This window comes from Nonomuraea sp. NPDC052634, assembly GCF_040678535.1.
Lineage (GTDB): Bacteria > Actinomycetota > Actinomycetes > Streptosporangiales > Streptosporangiaceae > Nonomuraea > Nonomuraea fastidiosa.
The window spans coordinates 244,624-259,856 of sequence record NZ_JBFATY010000009.1; the positions used below are offsets into that span (position 1 = coordinate 244,624).

General features: G+C 72.3%; 10 protein-coding genes and 1 pseudogene. 6 read left to right on the top strand and 5 right to left on the bottom strand.

The genetic code is table 11. The features are described from left to right. Positions 1-40: 40 nt before the first annotated feature. The 4 genes from AB0K67_RS31605 to AB0K67_RS31620 all read right to left on the bottom strand — a co-directional run bounded on the left by AB0K67_RS31605 (position 41) and on the right by AB0K67_RS31620 (position 3,855). Positions 41-1,579, bottom strand: a complete 1,539-nt coding sequence (locus tag AB0K67_RS31605) for an aldehyde dehydrogenase family protein (protein WP_364067580.1) — start codon at positions 1,577-1,579, stop codon at positions 41-43. A gap of 205 nt (positions 1,580-1,784) precedes the next feature. Next, complete coding sequence (locus AB0K67_RS31610; protein WP_364067582.1) at positions 1,785-2,687, bottom strand: alpha/beta fold hydrolase; 903 nt, start codon at positions 2,685-2,687, stop codon at positions 1,785-1,787. Between the two features lie 74 nt (positions 2,688-2,761). After that, complete coding sequence (locus tag AB0K67_RS31615) at positions 2,762-3,031, bottom strand: DUF1876 domain-containing protein (protein ID WP_364067584.1); 270 nt, start codon at positions 3,029-3,031, stop codon at positions 2,762-2,764. 281 nt (positions 3,032-3,312) lie between these two features. Then, positions 3,313-3,855: a cupin domain-containing protein gene (locus AB0K67_RS31620; RefSeq protein ID WP_364067586.1), complete on the bottom strand. Its 543-nt coding sequence runs from the start codon at positions 3,853-3,855 to the stop codon at positions 3,313-3,315. A gap of 472 nt (positions 3,856-4,327) precedes the next feature. On the opposite strand from AB0K67_RS31620, the pseudogene AB0K67_RS31625 reads away from it, so the two are divergent. From AB0K67_RS31625 to AB0K67_RS31645, 5 genes and pseudogenes are all read left to right on the top strand, one after another. After that, positions 4,328-4,549 (top strand): annotated as a pseudogene (locus AB0K67_RS31625) (SWIM zinc finger family protein); the annotation flags it as partial. A 1,510-nt stretch (positions 4,550-6,059) separates the two neighbouring features. After that, complete coding sequence (locus AB0K67_RS31630; protein WP_364067588.1) at positions 6,060-7,493, top strand: DUF5691 domain-containing protein; 1,434 nt, start codon at positions 6,060-6,062, stop codon at positions 7,491-7,493. Further along, positions 7,490-8,554, top strand: coding sequence for an AAA family ATPase (locus AB0K67_RS31635; RefSeq protein WP_364067590.1), 1,065 nt, complete (start codon positions 7,490-7,492; stop codon positions 8,552-8,554). Before AB0K67_RS31630 ends, AB0K67_RS31635 begins: the two co-directional genes overlap by 4 nt. A gap of 485 nt (positions 8,555-9,039) precedes the next feature. Next, positions 9,040-11,643 (top strand): DUF5682 family protein, encoded by a 2,604-nt coding sequence (locus AB0K67_RS31640; protein WP_364067592.1) that lies wholly within the window; start codon positions 9,040-9,042, stop codon positions 11,641-11,643. Between the two features lie 59 nt (positions 11,644-11,702). Beyond that, on the top strand, positions 11,703-12,863 hold the full coding sequence (locus AB0K67_RS31645) for a VWA domain-containing protein (RefSeq protein WP_364067708.1): 1,161 nt from the start codon (positions 11,703-11,705) through the stop codon (positions 12,861-12,863). A 10-nt stretch (positions 12,864-12,873) separates the two neighbouring features. Here AB0K67_RS31645 and AB0K67_RS31650 read toward each other — a convergent pair whose 3' ends face one another. Further along, positions 12,874-14,319, bottom strand: coding sequence for a DHA2 family efflux MFS transporter permease subunit (locus AB0K67_RS31650; RefSeq protein ID WP_364067594.1), 1,446 nt, complete (start codon positions 14,317-14,319; stop codon positions 12,874-12,876). Positions 14,320-14,421: 102 nt separating this feature from the next. Between AB0K67_RS31650 and AB0K67_RS31655 the strand changes: the two genes are divergently transcribed. After that, positions 14,422-15,168 (top strand): TetR/AcrR family transcriptional regulator C-terminal domain-containing protein, encoded by a 747-nt coding sequence (locus tag AB0K67_RS31655; protein WP_364067596.1) that lies wholly within the window; start codon positions 14,422-14,424, stop codon positions 15,166-15,168. The last annotated feature ends 65 nt before the right edge of the window (positions 15,169-15,233 follow it).

Genomic DNA, 15,233 nt, shown 5'->3' on the forward strand with positions numbered 1-15,233 from the left:
GACGGGCCCCTCGCGGGAGCGGGGGCCCGTCAGCGCGTTTTCAGGCCAGGCGGAAGTCCAGGTCGGGGACGATCTCCGCGACGTCCATCTGCGCCTTCTGCAGCCGGCCCGAGTGGTCCCAGTTCATCGCCTGCCAGCGGGTGAACTGATCCAGCACCCACATGCCGGACTGGCGGCTGCCGTTGCCCGACTTGCCGTTGCCGCCGAACGGCAGGTGCGCCTCCGCGCCCGAGGTCGAGTTGTTGACGCTGACCATGCCCGCCGAGATGCCCTCGCGGAAGCGGAAGGCGTTCTTGGCGTCGGTCGTGTAGATCGAGCTGGACAGGCCGTACCCGGGCAGGTTGGCCAGCTCGATCGCCTCGTCCAGCGTCGAGAACGACGTCACGCCCACGATCGGGCCGAACGTCTCCTCCATGAACAGCCGGTCACCCGGCCGCACGCCGTCCACCACCACCGGGTGGTAGTAGAGCCCGTCAGCGCCGTCGAAGTCGCCGCGCGGGTTGTCCTTCGTGATGCGGCCCTTCGCGGCCGTCGCCACGCGGTGATGCGGCTCGATCCAGGTCAGGTACTTCTCGTAGCGGTCGGCGAACTTCTGGTCGAGCAGCGGCCCGGCCAGCACGTCCTCGCGCGGATCGCCGATGCGGGCGGCGTCCACCGCGCGTACGAACCGCTCGAGGAACGCGTCGTGGACGCTCTCGTGCACGATCACCGTGCCGAGGCTCGTGCAGCGCTGGCCCGCCGTACCGAACCCCGAGAACAGCGCGCCCTCCACGGCCAGGTCGAGATCCGCGTCCGGCATGATCACCATCGGGTTCTTGCCGCCCAGCTCCAGGCAGGGCGACTGCAGGTGGCGACCGGCCAGCTCGCCGATCTTCCTGCCGACCGCGCTCGAACCGGTGAAGCCCACCTTCTGCACGCTGCCCGCCTCAAGGGCCAGCTCCAGGCCCCTGAACGTCTCCGCGCCGTCGGCGAACACGATGTTCAGCACGCCGTCGGGCAGCCCGGCCGCCACGAACAGCCGGTACATCGCGTGGGCGGAGGCGGCTGCGTACTCGGCGGGCTTCCACACCACCGCGTTGCCGCACAGCAGCGCCGGCACCAGGTACCACGACGGGACCGCCACGGGGAAGTTGCCCGCCGTCACCACCGCCGCCACACCGACCGGCGTGCGGAAGGTGAACAGGTTCTTGTCCGGCATCTCCGACGGGACCGTCTGCCCGTACAGCCTGCGGCCCTCGCCGAGGAAGAAGTCACAGGTGTCGACGATCTCCCTGACCTCGCCGAGCGCCTCACCGTACGGCTTGCCGATCTCCTCGGTCACCAGCGCCGCCAGGCGCTCGGCGTTCGCCTCCACCAGACGCCCGATCGAGGCGATCACCCGGCCGCGCACCGGCGCGGGCACCTTGGCCCACTCGCGCTGCGCCTCCTTGGCCGTACGGCAGGCGGCGGCGAACGTCTCGGCGTCCGCCAGCCCGACCCGGGCCACGATCTCGCCGGTGCGGGCGGGGTTGATGGAGTCGTACGTGGACGCGGACTCCGCGTCCTTGCCACCCACGATGGAAACGATCTGACGGCTCACCGCTGCCCTCCTCATAGTTCCTTCGGCTAGACAATCATCTCGCCGCAAAAAACCCAAGGTGGGTCGGGCGGGCGCGCCTTGCCGGGGTGGGCGTGCGACTTCCCGGCCGAGGCGAGGACCGCGATGCGGTCAGGTGCCGCGCACGCCCCGAGGGTGGCAGGCGACGGCGGGATGCACCTTCGAGAGGGCCGGTTCGGCGACGCGATCATGCGTTCGACAGGATGAGCTTGGCGACGCGGCGCGGCACGCCCTCCGACAGCAGCGAGTGCCCCATCCCCTCGACCGTCTCCAGCCGCGCGCCCGGGATCGCGGCGGCCAGCGCCTCGCCGTGGGGGAGCGGGAGCAGCGAATCCTCGGTGCCGTGCACGACCAGCGTGGGCGCCTTGATCCGCGAGAGCGGTGCGCGCCTGTCGTCGCTCAGCACCCGCCCGGCCAGGTCGTGGTTGGCCGCGGCGGCCGGGTTCTCCGCCTCGTCGTGGGCGTACTCGGCCAGGCGCCGCGCCGCGTCCTCGTCGAACGGCAGCGCGTCGCCGCTCAGCACCCGCCACGTCTCGACGCCCGCCGCGATGCTCTCCTCGCGGGTGGTGCGCGGGGTCGTCGCCGCCGTCTTGAGGTGGTCGAGGAAGCGCGGGTGGGGTGGCGGCAGCGTGCCGGGGTCGGGGTCCTGGCCGGCCAGCGCGCGTGCCCAGATGGGGCCTTGGTCGACGTTCATGGGCGTGCTCATGACGAGGGTCAGCGCCGTGACGCGTTCCGGCCGGTGCACGCCCAGCCACTGCGCGACCGCGCCGCCGAGCGAGGCCCCGGCGATGTGGGCGGCGCCGATGCCGTACGCGTCGAGCACGGCCACGGCGTCACCGGCGAGGTCGGCGAGCGCGTACGGGTGGACGGAGAAATCGACCCAGTCGGAGCGGCCCGTGTCGCGGTGGTCGAACCGGATCACCCGCCGCCCGCCGGACACCAGAACCTCCACCAGCTCGTCCGGCCAGCCGGGGCCCGGGGTCGAGGTGCCCATGACGAGCAGCACCGCCGGATCGGCCGGATCGCCGGAGCGCTCGGTCCACAAACGCAGGTTCCCGGAATTGATGAATCGTGCTTCGTCGGCTGCCATGGCCGCGAATATAACCGCTAATTCTGCATTTATCGAATAAATGCAGAATTAGCGGAATTCGTGATATAATAGATTTACCAAGAACGGGAGGTCGGGACCGCCGCCATCGACTCGGAGATGTCGCGGTTCGTCATCGCCGCCAGCTGTCCGGCCAGGTCGGACAGCGCGCGGGAGACCGCCAGCTCGTCCCCGATCCGCGGCACGGCCGGGTCCGACGGGTTTCTCCGTGCGTGGCCCCTTCCTTCCACCCGCTGGCCGCCGGTGGTGGTCAGCGTCGCCCGTGCCGAGGTGTCATCGCCGACCTCGTCGAGCGCGATCCGTACAATCCATTCCTTCGTCTCCATGACCAACACCTCCACCCAGCCGCCTTCCCATGCGGATCCCCTTAAACCTGTCCGCGAAGATCGGCGCCAGGTGCTTGTGCGGGGCGGCGCGGACACGGGCGTACTGATCGGAGCGGATGAGCCGAACCCGGCGGAAGACGGGCTGCCGTAACGCCTGCCGTCAGGTGGAGACGCCTGGGCGCGTCAGGCGGAGGCGCTTGGGGCGTGTCAGGCGGAGACACGGTTGGGGTGCGGTCAGGTGGAGGCGCTGGGTGCGCGTCAGGTGGAGACGCCTGGGCGCGTCAGGCGGAGAAATCGGCGAAGTCGAAGCCTGGGGAGACGATGCAGCTCACCAGCACCGCCTCGTCCCCGGCCGGGCGCGCCGACTGCCAGACCCCGCCCGGCACGATCGCCTGCGGCACCTGGCCGTTCTCGACATCGGGGCCCAAGGTGACCACGGAGTCGCCGATGGTCAGCGCCAGCGGCCCACCCCGATGCCACAGCCACAGCTCCGTCGAGCGCACCACGTGCGGCACGGACTCCTCGCCCGGGTGGAGCAGGAAGTAGATGGCGGTGGCGCTGGCCCGCTCGCCCGGATAGCCGTCCGGCGTGAACGTCACCGGCGACCGCCACGTCTCCCTGAACCAGCCGCCCTCGGGGTGGGGCAGAAGATCGAGGGCAGCGGCGATGGGCGGCCGCTCGACGAAGGCGACGGGGGCGCCGGTCACGTCTCTGCGCAGAAAGCGACCGTCGAGGACGAGCTGGCCTTCCAGATCGCCGGCCAGTGCCTCCGCCTCGTCCGCCACCTCGATGGACGGGCCGTCGGGGTAGATCCGCAACTCCACACGCCGAGTTTAGGACGTACCACCTCGATCAAGGACGAGACCTGACCTATCTGCCCGTACAAGCGACGGATCACGGCCGGGTGCACCAGGGCGGAGCCGGCCACGACGGCTTCTCTGAGGCCCGGTCCACCGCTGGCGCCGGGACTCGGGTCCGAGGGTGGGTCGGTCACCTCCCCGACAAGCGCCACGAATCGAGCCGGCGACTTGACTGGGTCGGCCGACCACGGCTGTAGGGGCGCCGGCAGGGGTGGTCGAACCGGAGAGATATGGGCGGGTTCGTGAGGTGGTGAGGAGGCTGGTCACGGCTGGAAAACAGGGCCGGGAATTGTCGGTGCGGCTGGCTAGTCTGCGGCAGGTGATCGAACGGTGGAGCCGTGATCAGGTCCTCGCACTCGCCCCCGATGCCTCGTCTCGCAAGGCGGCGCAGGGCGTGGCCGCGCCCGGGAAATGGCCGGTGCGCGGCCGTACGGGCATGGTCGTTTACGGCGAGTGCAAGGGCAGCGGCGCCAAGCCCTACCTGGCGTGCGTCGACCTGAGCGAGCCCGCCTACCGCTGCAGCTGCCCGAGCCGGAAGTTCCCGTGCAAGCACGCTCTGGGGCTGCTGCTTCTGTGGTCGGAGGAGGCGGTGCCGGGTCAGGAGGCGGCGCCGCAGTGGGTGACGGAGTGGCTCGACGCACGCGCCGAACGCGCCGCCCGCCGCAAGACCGCCGCCTCGAAGGCCACCGATGGGCAGACCGCTGTCTCAGAGGCCGCTGATGGACAGACCGCTGTCTCAGAGGCCGCTGATGGGCAGACCGCAGTCTCGGATACCGCCGAGCCTGGGACCGCTGTCTCAGAGGCCGCCGAGGGGCGGACCGCTGTCTCGGAGGCCGGCGGGTCGGGGACCGCGATCCCGGAGGTCGCCGCGCTTAGGACCGCCGTGCCGGAAGAATCCGCGGTGAGCACCTCCGCCCGGGAGGTCGCCGAGACGAACACCGTCGCTGATTCCACGAGTGCCGTGTCGGCCGGGGATGGCGAGACCGCGAGCGTGACCCCCGGCGGTGGGCCGGGTGGCGGCAGGGGTGAGGCGGGCGCAGGCGGGCGAGGTGGTTCGCGTGGCTCGGGGGCGGAGTCCGTACGTCATGGGCGGGTCGCCGCCGGGCTGGCCGAGCTGGAGCGGTGGCTGGCCGACCAGGTACGCCAAGGTCTGGCGGTGGCGGCCGAGCACGACTGGGAGGGTCTGGCCGAGCGGCTGATCGACGCTCAGGCGCCCGGAGTGGCCGGCATGGTGTCGCGGCTGGCCCGCGTACGGGCCGAAGAAGGCTGGCCGGGGCGGTTGCTGGAGGAATACGCCCTGCTCAACCTGCTCGCCGTCGCCTACCGCCGGAGGGCCGAGCTGCCGCCGGACCTCGCGCGTACGGTGCTCATCCGCGTGGGGTTCCCGGTGACGAAGGAGGAGGTGCTGGCCGGGCCGGTGGTCCGCGATGTGTGGCACGTCCTGGGCCGGCGTGACGAGACGCAGGACCGGCTGACGGCCCGCCGGGTGTGGTTGCGCGGCCGTCACACGGGGCGGGCCGCTCTGATCCTGTCCTTCGCTCCCCAGGGCCGGCCGCTGGACGCGTCCCTGGTGACGGGCACCGCGATCGACGCCGACCTGGCGTACTACCCGGGCGCCGCCCCACTTCGAGCCCTGGTGGCGACCCGTTACGCCGTGGCAGCGCCTCGCCCGGCCACGGCGGCCCGTGCGATGGCGCAAGGACTCGCGGGGCCCGGTTCGGTGCCGCCCGCATCCACGGCGGCGGGGACTGGTTCGGTGCCGTTCGGATCGGCGGCGGGGACTGGTTCGGTGCCGTTCGGATCGGCGGTGGCGGGGACTGATTCGGTATCGCCTGGATCGGCGGTGGCGGAGGCCGGTTCCGTGCCGCCGGGGATGACGGTCGCCGAGGCGCTCGACGAGATCGCCGGAGTGCTGGCCGAGGATCCGTGGACCGAGTCCTGGCCGCTCGTACTCAAGGACGTGATCCCCGACCGGCGCACCCTCGGCGGCCTCCCGCTGCACCCGCGCTCCATCGACCCGTGGCGGCTCATCGCCGTCTCCGGCGGGCACCCGCTGACCGTGGCCGTCGAATGGACCCCGGTCGGGCTGCGTCCCCTGACCACCTGGGACGAAGAGGGAACGACGGTGATCTTGTGACCGGCCGAGACGACGAACGAACGGGGGCGCCATGACCGGATGGGACGACCTGACCTCGACCGCGCTCGTGGGCACCGACCGCCGCCCGTACACCGGTGACCTGCTGGAGGCAGCGGCCGTGGAGACCGTACGGCGGCGAGCCGGCGCTAGCACCCCCGGCGAGCACACGCCCGACGGCGGAAAGCCGAGCGATGGCGCGTCCGGCGAAGAACGGAAAGCCGCCGAAGAACGCGGAGCCGGCGAAGGGCGGGAGCCGGGCGGTGGCCGGGCGCCGGAGGAGGAGCGGGCGGCCATCGGGCGGCGGGCGGCGGAGCGGCTGCGGCGGATCCTCGACGGCGAGCACGAGCGCCTGCTGCCCGAGTGGCTGGCCGCCGCGGCGGCGACCGGCCGCAGGGTGCCGCCGTACGTGCTGCCCGAGCTGCTCGATCGCGGCCGGAGGGACCGTTCGATACGGGTGCACCTCGGCGTGCTGGCCGGGCAGCGGGGCCGCTGGCTGGCCGGGCTCAACCCGGCGTGGGACTACCTGCTGGACGAGCCCACCGGCGAAACGTGGGAGCTGGGCGGCGCCGCCGACCGGCGCGCCCACCTGAGCGCGCTCAGGGCGGCCGACCCCGGCCAGGCGAGGGCGCTGCTGGAGAGCACGTGGGAGCAGGAGACGCCCGACGACCGGGCCGGGTTCGTGGAGGTGCTGGCCGAGGGGCTGAGCATGGCCGACGAGCCGTTCCTCGAGCAGGCGCTGGACGACCGCCGCAGGGAGGTGCGCCAGGCCGCCGCCAACCTGCTGACCCGTCTGCCGTCCTCCCGCATGTCCCGGCGCATGGCCGAACGGCTGCGCGCCTGCGTCACGATCGACGGTGACGTCATCGCCGTCGAGGCGCCTGCGTACTGCGATAAGGAGATGGAACGCGACGGCATCCGCCAGAAGCCGCCCCGCGGCATCGGCGAGCGCGCCTGGTGGCTGCAGCAGATCATCGCGCGCGCCCCGCTCAGCGCATGGGGCCACCGGCCCGCCCGGCTGCTCGCCATGAAGATCCCCGACTGGGACGCCGACGTGAAGAGCGCCTGGGTGCGCGCGGCGGTCTTGCAGCGCGATCCGGAGTGGGCGCGGGCGATGTTCGGCTGGGACCCGATCGCCGACCTGCTGGTCGCCCTGCCGCCGGAGGAGCAGCAGGAGCTGGCGGCCAGGTTCGTCGCAGAGCACGACCTCGACAGCCAGCTCATCATGGTGCTCGGCGGGGTGTCGTCCCATTGGGGCGAGGGCCTGGCCACGGCCGTCCTCCGCAAGATCGTGAAAGTGAACACCACGCAGCCGTGGAACCTCGCCGAGCTCGTCAAGCTGGCCGGCGAGCACATCGACCCGGCCCTGCACGAGCTGGCCGAAGACTTCTCACCGGCCGAACCCGTCCAGAAGGTCGCCTCCCTGCTGCGGTTCCGCGCCGACATGTACAAGGAGCTCACCCGATGACCGTTCTGCGCCCGCACGCGGAAGACCAGTACGCCGAGGAGCTGGCCCTCCTCGCCAAGGACGACGACCGTCCAAGGCCACCGGGCTGGAAGCTGTCGCCGTGGGCGGTGACCACGTACATCATGGGCGACGGTGACCACATCACCCCTAAATACGTGGGTGCGCGCCGCATCGTCGAGGTCGCCGTCGCCACCCTCGCGACCGACCGCGCGCTGCTGCTGCTCGGCGTGCCCGGCACCGCGAAGACCTGGCTGTCCGAACACCTCGCCGCCGCCATCAGCGGCGACTCGACGCTGCTCGTGCAGGGCACGGCCGGCACCGCGGAAGAGGCCATCCGGTACGGCTGGAACTACGCGCGGCTGCTGGCCGAAGGCCCGTCGCTCGACGCGCTCACCCCGTCGCCGGTGATGCGCGCCATGGCCGAGGGCCGGGTGGCCAGGATCGAGGAGCTCACCCGCATGCCGTCCGATGTCCAGGACGCGCTGATCACCGTACTGTCCGAGAAGACGCTGCCCATCCCGGAGCTCAACCGCGAGGTCCAGGCCCAGCGCGGCTTCAACGTCATCGCCACCGCCAACGACCGCGACCGGGGCGTCAACGAGCTGTCCAGCGCGCTGCGCCGCCGCTTCAACACCGTCGTGCTGCCCGTGCCCGCCACCGCAGAGGAAGAGGTCGACATCGTCGCCCGCCGCGTCGCCCAGCTCGGCCGCTCGCTCGAGCTGCCCGAGACGACCACAGGGCTGGCGGAGATCCGGCGGGTCGTGACCGTGTTCAGGGAGCTGCGCAACGGGGTGACCGAGGACGGCCGCACCAAGATCAAGTCGCCCAGCGGCACCCTCTCCACCGCCGAGGCCATCTCCGTGCTGACCAACGGCATCGCCCTGGCCGCCCACTTCGGCGACGGGGTGCTGCGCCCGTCCGACGTGGCCGCCGGGATCGTCGGCGCGGTGGTGCAGGAGCCGGTGTCGGATCGGGTGGTGTGGCGGGAGTACCTGGAGACGGTGATACGCGAGCGTACGGACTGGCATGACTTCTACCGCGCCTGCCGCGAGGTGTCATGACCATCTCACCTCTGCCCTCGTCTTCGGCTCCCGGCACCGGGTCCGGCGTCCCTGGGCCCGGCGACGCCCCGGCAGGTTGTGCGTCGCCCGCCGCTTCACCGGCCGGTCCGCCTCCGCTCGGTGTCACTGCGGAAGGTGTCGCTGCGGCCAGTGGCGCTTCGACTTCGTGCGGTGCCGAGTCCGACAGTCCCGGCTCGGGGCGCGGCGTTTTCGACGGTGGTGCCGTGTTCGACGGTTCCGGCTTGGGGCGCGGCGTTTTCGACGGCGGTGCCCGGAGTGCAGCGGGTGGCGGGACGCCGGGTGCCTTAGGTCCGGGAGCGGAGGCACTGGGTGGCGCGACGCAGGGCGTGACGGCCCTTGACGGAGAGTCGGATGGCGATGGGGTGATACCGGGATTGGCGGACGACGGCAGGGTGACGACCGATGGCAGGGTGCTGCCTGGCACCGGGTTTGGTGGCGCGGAATCTGGAGGCGGGGACCCGCGGGTGTCCGTCCTTGGCGTGCGGCATCACGGCCCCGGGTCGGCGCGGGCCGTGCGGCGGGAGCTGGAGCGGCTGCGTCCCGACATCATCCTCATCGAAGGCCCGCCCGAAGCCGACGCGCTGATCGCGCACGCGCCCGGCCTCGAGCCGCCGGTCGCGCTGCTCGCCCACGTGCCAGGGGCGCCGTCGCGCGCGGCGTTCTGGCCGTTCGCCGCGTTCTCGCCGGAGTGGCAGGCGATCCTGTACGGCACGTCCGCCGGCATCCCGGTCCGCTTCTGCGACCTGCCCGCCGCCCACTCCCTCGCCGAAGACCCCGGTGAAGAGCCCGCCGAAGCCCTGGCGAGCGGTCCCGCCGAGGGGCAAGCAGGCGGCTCAGCCGAGGCTCCGGCAGGTGGACGAGCCGAGGGGGTGGTCGGCGGGCGGGCCGGGGAAGCGGCCGGTGGAATAACCGGCCCCTCGCCTGGCGAGCTAGCCGGAAGGCCGGGCAACGGCGACGTCGGGAGGCCGGGTGGCGGGCTGGCCGGGTCGGGTGACGGCGTGGCCGGGAGGCCGGGCGGCGAGGCCGGGGATACGGGCGGCGAGGCCGGGGATACGGGCGGCGGGGCCACGCAGGACCCTCGCGAGCAGCCAGCGGCCCAAGCAGGCCCCGGCAAAGCGCGTATCGACCCCATCGGGGCGCTGGCCGCGGCGGCCGGGTACGACGATCCCGAGCGCTGGTGGGAGGACGTTGTCGAGCACCGGGGCGTGGTCGAGCACCGGGGCGGTGATACGCCGTTCGCGGTGATCGCCGAGGCCATGGCCGCCGTACGCGAGGGGTACCGGCCGGACGAGCGGGAGGCCAGGCGCGAGGCGTACATGCGCAAGACCATCCGTACGGCGCTCAAGCAGGGTTTCACCCGGATCGCGGTGATCTGCGGCGCCTGGCACGTGCCCGCGCTCACCGCCCCGTTCCCGCCCGCCGCCGCCGACAACGCGCTCCTGCGCGGCCTGCCGAAGGTGAAGGCGGAGCTGACGTGGGTGCCGTGGACGTACGGGAGGCTGGCGTCCTGGAGCGGCTACGGCGCGGGGATCACCTCGCCCGGCTGGTACCACCACCTGTTCGAGGCCCGGGACCGCCCGATCGAGCGGTGGCTGGCACAGGCGGCGGAGGTGCTGCGCGACGAGGGGCTGGCGGTGTCGTCGGCGCACGTCATCGAGTCGGTACGGCTCGCCGAGGCCCTCGCCACGCTGCGCGGCCGACCGCTGGCGGGGCTCGGGGAGGTCACCGAGGCGGCCAGGGCGGTGCTATGCGAGGGCGACGACCTGGCGGTGGAGCTGATTCAGCGGCGCATGGTGGTCGGCGACCGGCTCGGGCACGTCTGCGACGGCGTACCGATGGTGCCGCTCCAGCGTGACCTGCGCGACCGGCAGCGGAAATTGAAGCTCAAGCCCGAGGCGCTCGACCGGGAGATCGACCTCGACCTGCGCAAACCGCTCGACGTCGGCCGCAGCAACCTGCTGCACCGGCTGCGGCTGCTGGGGGTCGGCTGGGGCACGCCGGGGCAGGCGCGCGGGAAGGGCACGTTCAGGGAGACGTGGACGCTGCGGTGGCGGCCGGAACACGACCTCGCGCTCATCGAACACGCCGCCCTGGGCACCACCGTGGTCGCCGCCGCCGCGCAGCGCGCCCGCGACCTGGCGGCGACCGGGACGGCGACGCTGGCGGACCTGACGGGGCTGGTGGAGCAGTGCCTGCTGGCCGACCTGCCGGAGGCACTGCCGGACGTTCTGGGCGCTCTGTCGGCCAAGGCGGCACTCGACACCGACGTCACCAAGCTGATGGCGGCGCTGCCCGCGATGGTGCGTGCCCACCGTTACGGCGATGTGCGCGGCACGTCGGCGGAGGGGCTGGAGGTGATCGTCCGGTCGATGCTGGAACGCATCTGCGTCGGCCTGCCGGTCGCGGTGACCGGCCTGGACGACGACGCGGCCGCCGACCTGCTCAAACATGTGGACGCGGTGCATTCGGCGGTCGCCCTCCTCGACGCCCCCGACGCGGGCACCCCCGCAGGGCGGGCCGTCAGTGCCGCCGGGGCTCCTCCGGCGGGCGGTGCCGCACGGGACGAGGCTCGCGGGAGCGGGACGGCTCGGGGACGGTGGATGGCGACGCTGCGCGGTATCAGCGATCGCCAGGACCTGCACGGGCTGATCGAGGGCCGGCTCGCGCGAATCCTGCTGGACGCCGGTGAGCTGCACGACGCCGGTGACCGGATGGCCAGGGCGATGTCCCGGGGGCAGGCCCCGGCGCGGGCGGCAGCCTGGGTGGAGGGGTTCCTGGCGGGCGGCGGGTTGTTGCTGGTGCACGATCCGCGCCTGCTGGGGCTGGTCGACGAGTGGCTGACGGGGTTGTCCCGCGAGCAGTTCACCGACGTGCTGCCGCTGCTGCGCCGCACGTTCGGCGCGTTCGCGGCACCCGAACGCAGGGCCGTCGGCGAGCGCCTGCGTGCGGCGGGTCGCGACGAGGGTGCGGGCCGGGACGACGTGGACGAGCGCCGCGCCGCCCCCGCCGTCGCCACCGTCCTGTCGATCCTCGGCGGGACGGCACCCGCAGCGAGGTCACGCGGATGATCGTCAGCAGCAACGGCCGAGTCGGGGGGGCGTCAGTGAGCGGTGAGCGGGATGAGCGGATGCGGCGGTGGCGGCTGGTGCTGGGCGGGGGCCCGGCCGACGGCACCGGGTGCGCGCTGGACGGCGCCGACGCGCAGATGGACGCGGCGCTGGCGGCCCTCTACGACCAAGGCGGCGCGTCCAGGGACGGCGACGGCGGGCGGGCGGCCCGGCGGGAGGGCGGCCTGAGCGCGTCGGCGCCTCGGGTGGCGAGGTGGCTGGGCGACATCCGGACGTACTTCCCGTCCACGGTCGTCCAGGTCATGCAGAAGGACGCCATCGAGCGGCTCGACCTCACCAGGCTGCTGCTGGAGCCCGAGATGCTGGAGGCCGTCGAGCCCGACGTGCACCTGGTGGGCACGCTGCTGGCGCTCAACAAGGTGATGCCCGACCAGGCCAGGGAGTCGGCCAGGGCGGTGGTGCGCACAGTGGTGGCGGAGCTGGAGCGCAGGCTGACGCAGAAGACGCGGGCGGCGGTGTCGGGGGCGCTGGACAGGTCGGCGAGGACGCACCGGCCGAAACGGGTGGCCGACATCGACTGGGACCGGACGATCCGGGCGAACCTGAAGAACTACCTGCCCGAGAAGAACACGGTCGTCCCCTCCCGGCTGGTGGGGTACGCCCGCCGCCGGCGGTCCGTGCAGCGGGAGGTGGTGCTGTGCATCGACCAGAGCGGGTCGATGGCGTCCTCGGTGGTGTACGCGAGCGTGTTCGGCGCGGCGCTGGCGTCGATGCGGGCGCTGAAGACGTCGCTGGTGGTGTTCGACACGGCGGTGGTCGATCTCACCGACCGGCTGCACGATCCGGTGGAGCTGCTGTTCGGTACGCAGCTCGGCGGCGGCACCGACATCAACCGGGCCGTCGCCTACAGCCAGGGCCTCATCACCCGCCCCACAGACTCGATCTTCGTGCTGATCAGCGACCTGTACGAGGGCGGGGTCCGGGAGGAGATGCTGCGCCGGGTGGCGGCGATGACGCGGGCCGGCGTCCAGGTGATCGTGCTGCTCGCGCTGTCCGACGAGGGCGCGCCGTTCTACGACCACGAGAACGCGGCCGCGCTCGCCGCGATGGGGGTGCCCGCGTTCGCCTGCACCCCTGACGCCTTCCCCGGCCTCATGGCGGCGGCGATCGAGCGGCGCGACATCGCCCGCTGGGCCGAGCAGCACACCCCTGTCCCTTGAGCGTCCCGTCTCACGCGCCCGGCTCTTGGGGCCGGGCGTGGCGGGGCAGCAGGTACGACAGTCCGAACGTGAGCGCCAGCAGCCCCACCTCGACCCATACCGTGAGCTGCATGGCCGAGCCGAAGCTCCACCGGTCGGCGAGCAGGTGGAAGAAGAGCGTGCCGAGCACCGCGGTGCCGAACGCGCCGCCGAGCTGCTGGATGCCGGTCAGCGTGCCGGAGGCGGAGCCGGACTCGTGCGGCTCGACGCCGGCGAGCACGATGTCGAAGAACGGCGCCATGACGAGCCCCATGCCGATGCCGGCGAGCGCGAGGCCGGGGGCGAGCTGCAGGGTGGAGACGTCCGTGCCGGCCAGGTGAATGGTGGGGGCCAGGACGGCCGCGCCGGCCGCCATGACGAGCGTGCCGATCTGCAGCAGGCCGCGGCCGAGCTTCTCCTGTAGCCCCGACATGGCCAGGCCGAAGCCGACGACGCCGCCGAGCGCCTGCGGCAGCGCGGCGAGACCGGCCTCGAGCGGGCTGAAGCCGAGCCCGAGCTGCGTGTAGAGGGTGAAGACGAGGCTGAAGCCGATCATGCCGGAGAAGAACGCGAGCCCGGCGACCAGGCCGCCGGTGAAGGCGCGCTTGCGGAACAGGCTGGGCGTGACGAGCGGGTCGCGGCCTGAGGCGGTGCGGCGGGCCTCGTACCGGCCGAAGAGGGCGAACACCGCGATCGAGGCGGCCATCGACACGAACGTCCAGGCGGGCCAGCCCAGCTCGCGGCCCTGGATGAGCGGGAAGACGAGCAGGAACGCGGCGAGCGAGACGAGCCCGACACCGGGCAGATCGAGGCGGGTGGCGGCGGGGGAGCGGTATTCCGGCAGGTAGCGCAGCGCGGCGAGCACGGCGGTGAGGCCGAGCGGCAGGTTGATCAGGAAGATCATGCGCCAGCCGGTGCCGAAGAAGTCGGCGTCCACCAGCCAGCCGGCCAGCACGGGACCGCCCACGGACGAGATCGTCATGACGGGCCCGAACATGGCGAACGCCTTGCCCACCTCATGGGGCGGGAACATCTCCTTGATCAGCCCCAGGCCCTGGGGGATCATCACCGAGCCGAACAGGCCCTGCAGCACGCGGCTGGCGATCAGCATCTCGGGGCTGACCGCGATCCCGCACAGCAGTGAGGCAAGGGTGAAGCCGGAGGCGCCGATCACGAACATGCGCTTCTTGCCGTACAGGTCGCCGAGGCGCCCGCCGGTGATCAGGCCGACGGCCATGGCGAGGGTGTAGCCGGCGCCGAGCCACTGCACGAGGCTCTCCGAGCCGCCCAGGTCCCGCCGGATGGTGGGTGCGGCGATCGTGGTGACGAGCGCGTCCAGGAGGTCCATGACCTCGGCGGCGAGGATCACGAACAGGGCGATCCACCGCCATCGGTACGGATGGACCCCGGCCTGCGCCGAGGCGGCGGTCACGGTCATGAGCGGTCTCCTTCGATAACGGTGTTCCAGCGAACGAACAGCGTTCGTAAACGAACATCGTTTTAGTGGCGAACGCCGTTCGTGTCAAGTACGCTGTTCGTCATGGTGGATCGCAAAGGAGCGGAGGGCGTCCCGGCGCCGCCGTGGCGCAAGACGCGCAAGCCGGCACAGCCCAAGCGGCAGCTCAGCCAGGATCTGATCATCGAGACCGGCCTGCGGATCCTCGACACCGAGGGGCTCGACGCGCTCAGCATGAGACGCGTGGCCCAGGAGCTCGACACCGGCCCGGCCTCGCTCTACGCCCACGTCGCCAACAAGGAGGAGCTGCTGGAGCTGCTCTACGACCGGGTGCTCGGCGAGATCCGGCTCCCGGAGCGCGATCCGGCCCGCTGGAAGGAGCAGCTGCGGGCGTACGCGCTGGAGGTGCACCGCGTGCTCATGGCGCACGGCGACGTCGCCAGGGCGGCGCTGGCCACGATCCCCACGGGCGAGAACTCCGTGCGCGCGGGCGAGTTCATCTTCGGCCTGCTCGTGGAGGCGGGCATGCCGCCCAGGGAGGCGGCCATCGCGCTTGACCGGCTCTCCCTCTACATCGTCGGCGACGCCTACGAGGCGTCGCTGCACTACACCCGCATGCGCGCGGCCGGCTTCACCGACAAGCGGGAGTACTTCGAGTCGTGGGTCGGCCAGATCATGACCTACTACCGGGCGCTGCCGCCCGAGCAGTTCCCCCACGTCACCAAGCACGTCGACGACCTGGTGGACGCCGGCGGCGAGGAACGCTTCCGCTACGGGCTCGACCTCATACTCGACGGCATCGAGGCGCGCATGCCGGGCAAGCGGGCGTAGGCATGCCTTAGGCCCAATTGCCTAGGCCCGATGCCCGATGTGCCGGACGGGGCCGGCCCGTAGTT